This window comes from Massilia sp. CT11-108 (genome assembly GCF_047302915.1).
GTDB classification, from domain to species: Bacteria; Pseudomonadota; Gammaproteobacteria; order Burkholderiales; family Burkholderiaceae_D; genus Telluria; species Telluria orientalis.
Map to the genome: position 1 here is coordinate 1 of NZ_JBKYMO010001310.1, position 385 is coordinate 385.

The following is a 385-nucleotide window of genomic DNA, read 5'->3' on the forward strand; positions in this document are numbered from 1 at the left end:
GCACTGCCACGCCACGGCCGCGGCCAAGGCGGACGACAGCGCTCACCAGCACGAGCACCGCAGCGTCTGCGGCGACTGCTGCATCGTCGTCGCGCTCGTGCCCGTGCCGCTCGTCCCGCCGGCGTTTCCGCCGCCTTCCATCGCGATCCCCTTCCGCGCCGGCCACCTGGCCAGCGTCGACCCGCCCCTACTCGAACGCCCTCCGCGCCGCCTCGCCGCCTGATCGCCGTAGTCGCCGCCCGCGCCCGTGCGCGGCGGTGCCATTCACGCATTCGCAACGAGGACGACATGAAACGACTCACGCGCGTACACGCGCTCGTACAGACTTCTTCCGCCGCCGCGCACGGGCGCGGGCGGCGACTACGGCGATCAGGCGGCGAGGCGG

At 73.8% G+C, this 385-nt stretch carries 1 protein-coding gene; it reads left to right on the plus strand.

Translation table 11 applies throughout. The features are described 5' to 3' along the window. Positions 1-223 (plus strand): hypothetical protein (locus tag ACEN88_RS34550; RefSeq protein WP_413346915.1); only part of this gene is annotated, 223 nt, incomplete at its 5' end. Positions 224-385: the final 162 nt, after the last annotated feature.